A 5,848-nucleotide genomic window follows, 5' to 3' on the forward strand; every position below is an offset into this window, starting at 1 on the left:
CCCGCCACATCATGGCCTTGCGCTTGGCCGCCGCCCGCCCCCGGCCTGGCCCCGCGCGCCTTCGGCCCCCCGGCTTGGCCGCCGCCCGCCCTCGGCTTGGCCGCCGCCTGCCCCGGCCTGGCCCCCGCTGGCCCCCGGGCCCCGGCCGGCGCCTGGCCCCGCCCCGGCCTGGCCGCCGCCTGGTTCTTACCGACCAGCCCCAGCGGTTGCGCCCCCGCGCCCCGACCGAGCGGGCCGGGGCCCCGACCCGGACCGCCACACGCCGCCTCCACTTCCTCCCGCTGGGTCGGGCCAGGGGGGCTTGTGCCGGTGACCGCGACGTTGGGCCCGCGCGGCACCTCGGTAGGCCGCTCCCGGTAGGCCGCTCTGGGCGTCGCGGCCCGCGCAGGCTGCCCTCCGGGCTGGCCCGTTCTGGTGCGCCCGCGCGTCGCCCCCGGTGGGCCGCTCCCGGCAGGCGCCCGGGGTCGCGCACCGGGGTCGCGCCCACCGCAGCCCCCGCCCTCCCGGGGGGTCGGTTGGGGGCGTGCCCGCATGCCGTCCCGGTGGGCCGTCGCCGGGGGTGGGTCCTCGCAGTTGTCCTCCGGGTGGGTCGGGTCTGGGGCGGGGCTCGGAGTCAGGGGCTTCTCGCGGCAGGGGGCGGGGTTGACTTGTCGTTGGTGTCAGGGTTTTAGCGTGGCGGGGTTCGGGCGGGCCGCGCGGGGCGCGGCGGTGATCGGGGGTTGGGCGATGAAGTTCGGGATCAGCTATGGGACGCCGCATCAGGGGGTCGATCCTGACAAGCTGGTGGGGTTCGCCAGGCTGGCGGAGGAGTGCGGGTTCGAGTCGCTGTACATGCCCGAGCACGTCGTGCTGTATCCGGGCGCCAAGGTGGGGGCGTTCGAGCTGCCGCCGACGCTGCCGTACGTGGACCCGCTGGACGCGCTGGCGTTCGTGGCGGCGGCGACGGAGCGGATCCTGCTGGGCACCGGGGTGCTGCTGGTGCCGTACCACCATCCGGTGATCCTGGCCAAGCGGCTGGCCACGGTGGACGTGCTGTCGAAGGGCCGGATGCGGCTGCTCACGGTGGGGGAGGGGGCGCTGCCGGGGGAGGCCGAGGCGGTGGGGGTGGAGTTCCGGACGCGGGGGCGGCGCGCTGACGAGGCGATCGACGTGCTGCGGCTGCTGTGGGAGGGCGGGGAGGAGGGGGTGGGGTTCGCCGGGGAGTTCTTCTCGTTCGAGGCGTTGTGCAGTTATCCGAAGCCCGCCGGGCGGCTGCCGATCCATGTGGGGGGATCGTCGCGGGCGGCGGCGCGGCGGGCGGGGCTGCGGGGGGACGGCTACTTCGCGGGCGGCGCGCTGGGGCCGGAGGAGCGGGCGGCGCAGTGGGAGCTGGCCCGCGAGACGGCCGCGGCGGCGGGCCGCGATCCGGACGCGCTGGAGTACACGCGGTTCGGGTCGATCGGCATGTCCGGGGAGCGTGTCGAGGAGCTGGCCGGGCAGGGGGTGACGCGGCTGGTGGTGAGTTCGTCGGCCACCGATCCGGGTGAGCAGCGCGAGGAACTGTCGGCGTTCGCCGAGCGGTGCGGTTTCCTGCCCTAGCATTTCGCACGTGACCGCCTACGACGATCCTGACCTGTTCGAGCATCTGAACGTCTCGGCTCTGCCGCCGCGCCAGCAGCGCATCCTGGCCACGATCCGCGACTGGGTGGTCAGGCACGGCTACCCGCCGAGCACCCGGGAGCTGGGCCGGGCGGTGGGGCTGCGGTCGTCGTCGGCGGTGTCGAAGCATCTGCGGAGCCTGGAGGAGAAGGGGTTCCTGACGCGCGGGTCGTCGGTGAGCAGGCCGATCGACGTGCGGATGTTCCTGCACGGGGCGGCTCCTGAGCAGGCGCGTGACCTGGTGAGCGTGCCGGTGGTGGGCGACATCGCGGCGGGCGCGCCGATCCTGGCGGACGAGCGCCTGGACGACACGCTGACGCTGCCGCGCGACCTCACCGGGCGCGGCAACGTGTTCGGCCTGCGGGTGCGGGGCGATTCGATGGTCGACGCCGCGATCTGCGACGGCGACCTCGTCGTCGTACGGCAGCAGCCCGAGGCGCACTCGGGCCAGATCGTCGCGGCGATGATCGACGGGGAGGCCACGGTCAAGGTGTTCCGCCGGCGCGGCGGGCACGTCTACCTGGAGCCGCGCAATCCCGCGTACGACGTCATCGACGGCGACGACGCGGTGGTGCTGGGCATCGTGGTGTCGGTCCTGCGCAGCGTCTGAACAGCGCCTGAGCAGTGTCCGAGCAGCCGTCCCCAGCCGTGTCAGGAGCTGTGCGAGCGGGCGAACTCGGTCACCGTGACGGCCCGGAGCAGGCCCGGGTGCAGGAGCTCGGCCCGGTGGCGGGGTAATCCGGCGGCCAGCGCGGCGTCGGTGAGCGCGGCGGTGACCCAGCGCGCGTCGACGTCGCGCCCGTGGGGGCCGGTGATCAGGGGCTCGCCGGCGGCCCGGCCGCCGCACAGCTCGCGCAGCAGCGGGCGGGCGCGCGGCGGGATCGGGTACGCGACGGGCCCCTCGGGCTCGCCGTGCAGGACGAGCACGAGGGGGTGTTCGCCGCCGGGCAGCGCGTGGATGTCGTGGACGGTGAGCGCGGCCAGCGCGTCGACCGACGCGCCGGTGGCCTCCAGCAGCGCGACGGCCAGGGCTTCGGCCGCCCTGCCGTCCTCGGCCAGCCGGGCGACGCCGCCGCGCAGCAGCCGCCGTTCGGCCGGGGTGAGCGGCGGTGCGCCGTCGGCGGAGCGCCGGGCCCGGGTCGCGCCGGACGCCTCGGCGAAGGCGTGGAAGGAGGCCAGGACGGCGCGCCTGCCGGAGACGGTCGCCTTGGCCAGCGGCCTGCCGGCGGGGCCGACGCCGGTGGTGAGCGCGGTGTAGCAGTAGGCGTCCAGGTGGGACCCGGTGGCCGCGAGGGGTTCGAGCGCCGGTTCGGCCGCGTACAGCCAGCGCAGCCACGAGGCGAGGACGCGCAGGCAGGTGCGGCGCCGGGCCGCCGACGGGCGGCCCTGGAGCCAGGCCACGGCCACCTGCCACGTCAGCGGGTCGAGCCCGTCGATCAGCTCGACGTCGGCGGCGGGGACCTGGCCGGGGCGCAGGCCGTCGATCCGCCCGACGCTGGTGAAGTCGGGGTCGGCGGCGCGCGTCACGACGCGACCACCGCGCCCACGCCCGCGCCCGCATCGGGCATGGCGCCGGCGCGCGGTCGCGCGCCGGACCCGGGCAGCGGCGCGCCGTCGGACCTCGTGGCGGCGCCGTCAGCCGACGCCCGGGCGAGCCCGGCAGGGCGGCCCGTGCCTGACAGACCCATCATGAACTAGATCATCTCACGGGTGCGCCCTCCGCGATTCTCGATCGGCGGAGTCAGCGGAAGTCTCGGCCGTGGTCAAGGTGACGCCGATCTCCGCCATCCGCCCGGCCGCGTAGCCGGGGTCGATCAGCGACTCGGGCGTGTGGAGGCCGGGCGGCACGGGGTCGCCGCGCAGGCCGAGCAGCCGTTCGACGCCGAGGGCGATGCCGAGCGCGGTCAGCGGGCGCTGTCCCTCGGGGTGGAGGAGGTAGTGGCTGGTCGTGAGCGGCGCGCCCGCGTGGTCCACGCCGCCGAGGTCGATCCTGACCTCGGTGGACGGCGGCCCGCCGCGCCGCCTGCCCGAGGATTCGCCGAACGCGAACGCGAAGCCGACGTCGGGCGCCCCGGTCGCGAGGGCCAGGCTGGGCACGTCGGGGATGGGGACGTACTGGGCGGGCAGCACGGTGCCGTCGGCGCTGGTGACCTCGGTCTGCGCTTCGGCGCCGGGGACCCAGTGGAAGACGCCGTCGCGGCGGACGTACCCGGAGGAGGTGGCGGCCAGCAGGCGCTCCAGGTCGGTCGCCGCCGCCGGTCCGCCGCTGTCGAGCTCGTCGAGCACGCCGCCGACCCGGATGCTGTCGAGCCTGCCGAACTCCCGGGCGAGGTCGAGCACGGCCAGGACGACGAGCCCGGCGTACCAGTGGCTGGCGAGCAGGACCGGCGCCGCGCCCGGCCGCGCGGCGGCGGCGACGACCTCGGGCCCGATGTCGACGAGGCCGCTGGAGATGCTGAGGTACGGCAGGCCGCGCTCCTGCGCGTAACGCAGGCCGTGCAGGCGGCTGTCCCACACGGTCGCCACGACCGCCGAGTGGGCGGCGTCGCCCGCGAGGCCGAGATCGCTCCGGTCCAGGTCGGCGGTGACGGCGGTGGCGGCCCCCAGGTCGTCGGCGACCCGGCGGGCGCGGCCGAGGTCACGGCCGGCGATCGTCAGCGGCAGGTCGGGATGCCATCGGCGCAGGAGGGCGGCGGTCGCCGAGCCTGCCTGCCCGGAGCCGCCCAGGATGAGTACGGAGTGTTCCACGGGGTGTCCTCTCGCTAACCTACACTCTGTAACTTACACTTTGTAGCTTAGGCTGGGGCGGCGATGCAAGGAGGACGATGACCACCGGATCCACCCGCCTGTCCAAGCAGGCCCGGCGCGAGCAGCTGCTCGACACCGCCCTGGCGATCGTGCGCGCCCACGGCACCGACGGCCTCACGCTGCTGAGCCTGGCCGAGGCCGCCGGGGTGAGCAGGCCGATCGTCTACGACCACTTCGGCACCCGGCCCGGCCTGCTCATCGCGCTCTACCGGCGGCTCGACGAACGCCACCGGGCCGCCTCGGAGGAGGCCCTGCGCGGCGCCCCGGCGGTCCCCGGCGAGATCGCCCGCGTCCTGAGCGCCGCCTACTTCGCCTGCGCCACCGACATGCCCGAATGGCACGCCGTCTCCGCCGCGCTCAAGGGCAACCCGGAGATGGAGGCGATCGAACGCGACCTGTTCGACGACTACGCGGAGCTGATGGCCACCGCCCTGCGCCCCCACACCGGACTCCCGCCCGAGGCGCTCCGGCTGCGCTGCGCCGGGGTGCTCGGCGCGGCCGACGCGCTCGCCGCCGAGCTGAACCAGGGCCGTGCCACCGCCGCCGAGGCCGCCGAGGCGCTGACCGCCCTCATCGTCGGCAGCCTCGACGCCCCGCCCTGACGCCGCCCCGCATGTGGGGGACCTGTGGAGGTATCGGGCGGTTACCGTGCAAACCATCGCCCCGGCCGGGCGCCGCCCCTAGCGTCGCAGGGTATGCAGACAGTGGACGCCCTGGTCGTGGGCGCGGGCCTGGCCGGGCTGAGCACCGCCCGGCTGCTCGCCCGGCAGGGGCTGGACGTGCTGGTGGCCGAGCGCCGCAGGACGCTGACGACCGGCATCCGCACGACCGGCATCTTCGTGCGCCGCACCCTCGACGACTTCGACCTGCCGGACCACCTGCTCGGTCCCGGCGTACGCGACGTGCTGCTGTACCCGCCGTCGCGGCGGGCGCCGATCCGCCTCACCAGCGACCGCGACGAGTACCGGGTCGCCGACATGGCCGGCGTGTACGAGCACGCGCGCCACGAGGCGGAGTCGGCCGGGGCGCAGGTCCGGCTGGGCGCACGGTTCCGCGGCGTGCGGGCGGGAGTGGCGCGGTTCGAGGGGGCGGAGCCGGTGGCGGCCCGGTTCGTCGTCGGCGCGGACGGCGCCCGCTCCCAGGTGGCCCGCGACCTCGGCCTCGACGTCAACCGGCGTTTCCTCGTCGGCGCCGAGCTCGTCCACCCGGTCGCGTCCGGCACGACCGTCCCGGCGTTCCACTGCGTGCTCGACCCCAGGATCGCCCCCGGCTACCTGGGGTGGGTCATCGACGACGGCCGCCACGCCCACGTGGGCGTCGCGGGCCGCCCGGACGCGATGCGCGCCGGCGTACGCCACCTGCTGGACGCGTTCGCCGCCGGCGCGCCCGGCCGCGCCGGCCC

At 76.1% G+C, this 5,848-nt stretch carries 7 protein-coding genes; 4 read left to right on the forward strand and 3 right to left on the reverse strand.

All coding sequences use genetic code 11. The features are described 5' to 3' along the window. Positions 1-726 precede the first annotated feature (726 nt). Both AB0J53_RS45165 and lexA read left to right on the forward strand, forming a co-directional pair. Positions 727-1,578, forward strand: a complete 852-nt coding sequence (locus tag AB0J53_RS45165; protein ID WP_364184570.1) for a TIGR03619 family F420-dependent LLM class oxidoreductase — start codon at positions 727-729, stop codon at positions 1,576-1,578. A gap of 10 nt (positions 1,579-1,588) precedes the next feature. Further along, on the forward strand, positions 1,589-2,248 hold the full coding sequence (lexA, locus tag AB0J53_RS45170; RefSeq protein WP_364184573.1) for a transcriptional repressor LexA: 660 nt from the start codon (positions 1,589-1,591) through the stop codon (positions 2,246-2,248). Positions 2,249-2,289: 41 nt separating this feature from the next. Here the strand turns inward: lexA and AB0J53_RS45175 are convergent, their stop codons facing one another. Genes AB0J53_RS45175 through AB0J53_RS45185 form a run of 3 tightly spaced genes read right to left on the reverse strand, consistent with a single transcriptional unit; the run spans position 2,290 to position 4,386 of the window. Next, positions 2,290-3,165, reverse strand: a complete 876-nt coding sequence (locus AB0J53_RS45175; RefSeq protein ID WP_364184576.1) for a hypothetical protein — start codon at positions 3,163-3,165, stop codon at positions 2,290-2,292. Next, a complete protein-coding gene (locus AB0J53_RS45180; RefSeq protein WP_364184579.1) occupies positions 3,162-3,329 on the reverse strand; it encodes a hypothetical protein in 168 nt (55 codons plus the stop codon). Before AB0J53_RS45180 ends, AB0J53_RS45175 begins: the two co-directional genes overlap by 4 nt. Positions 3,330-3,342: 13 nt before the next feature. Next, positions 3,343-4,386, reverse strand: coding sequence for a hypothetical protein (locus AB0J53_RS45185; protein WP_364184582.1), 1,044 nt, complete (start codon positions 4,384-4,386; stop codon positions 3,343-3,345). A gap of 77 nt (positions 4,387-4,463) precedes the next feature. On the opposite strand from AB0J53_RS45185, the gene AB0J53_RS45190 reads away from it, so the two are divergent. After that, entirely contained in the window at positions 4,464-5,048 is a 585-nt protein-coding gene (locus tag AB0J53_RS45190; RefSeq protein ID WP_246647085.1) for a TetR/AcrR family transcriptional regulator, read from the forward strand. Between the two features lie 93 nt (positions 5,049-5,141). Beyond that, positions 5,142-5,848: NAD(P)/FAD-dependent oxidoreductase (locus tag AB0J53_RS45195; protein ID WP_364184585.1), on the forward strand; the 707-nt coding region annotated here is incomplete at its 3' end.

Source organism: Nonomuraea sp. NPDC049725 (genome assembly GCF_040674795.1).
In the GTDB taxonomy this organism is placed as follows: Bacteria; Actinomycetota; Actinomycetes; order Streptosporangiales; family Streptosporangiaceae; genus Nonomuraea; species Nonomuraea ceibae.

Bases quoted from the DNA above. Each gene is read 5' to 3' on its own strand.
- AB0J53_RS45165 (WP_364184570.1), top strand. From the start codon at position 727: ATGAAGTTCGGGATCAGCTATGGGACGCCGCATCAGGGGGTCGATCCT.
- AB0J53_RS45180 (WP_364184579.1), bottom strand. From the start codon at position 3,329: ATGATGGGTCTGTCAGGCACGGGCCGCCCTGCCGGGCTCGCCCGGGCG.
- AB0J53_RS45190 (WP_246647085.1), top strand. From the start codon at position 4,464: ATGACCACCGGATCCACCCGCCTGTCCAAGCAGGCCCGGCGCGAGCAG.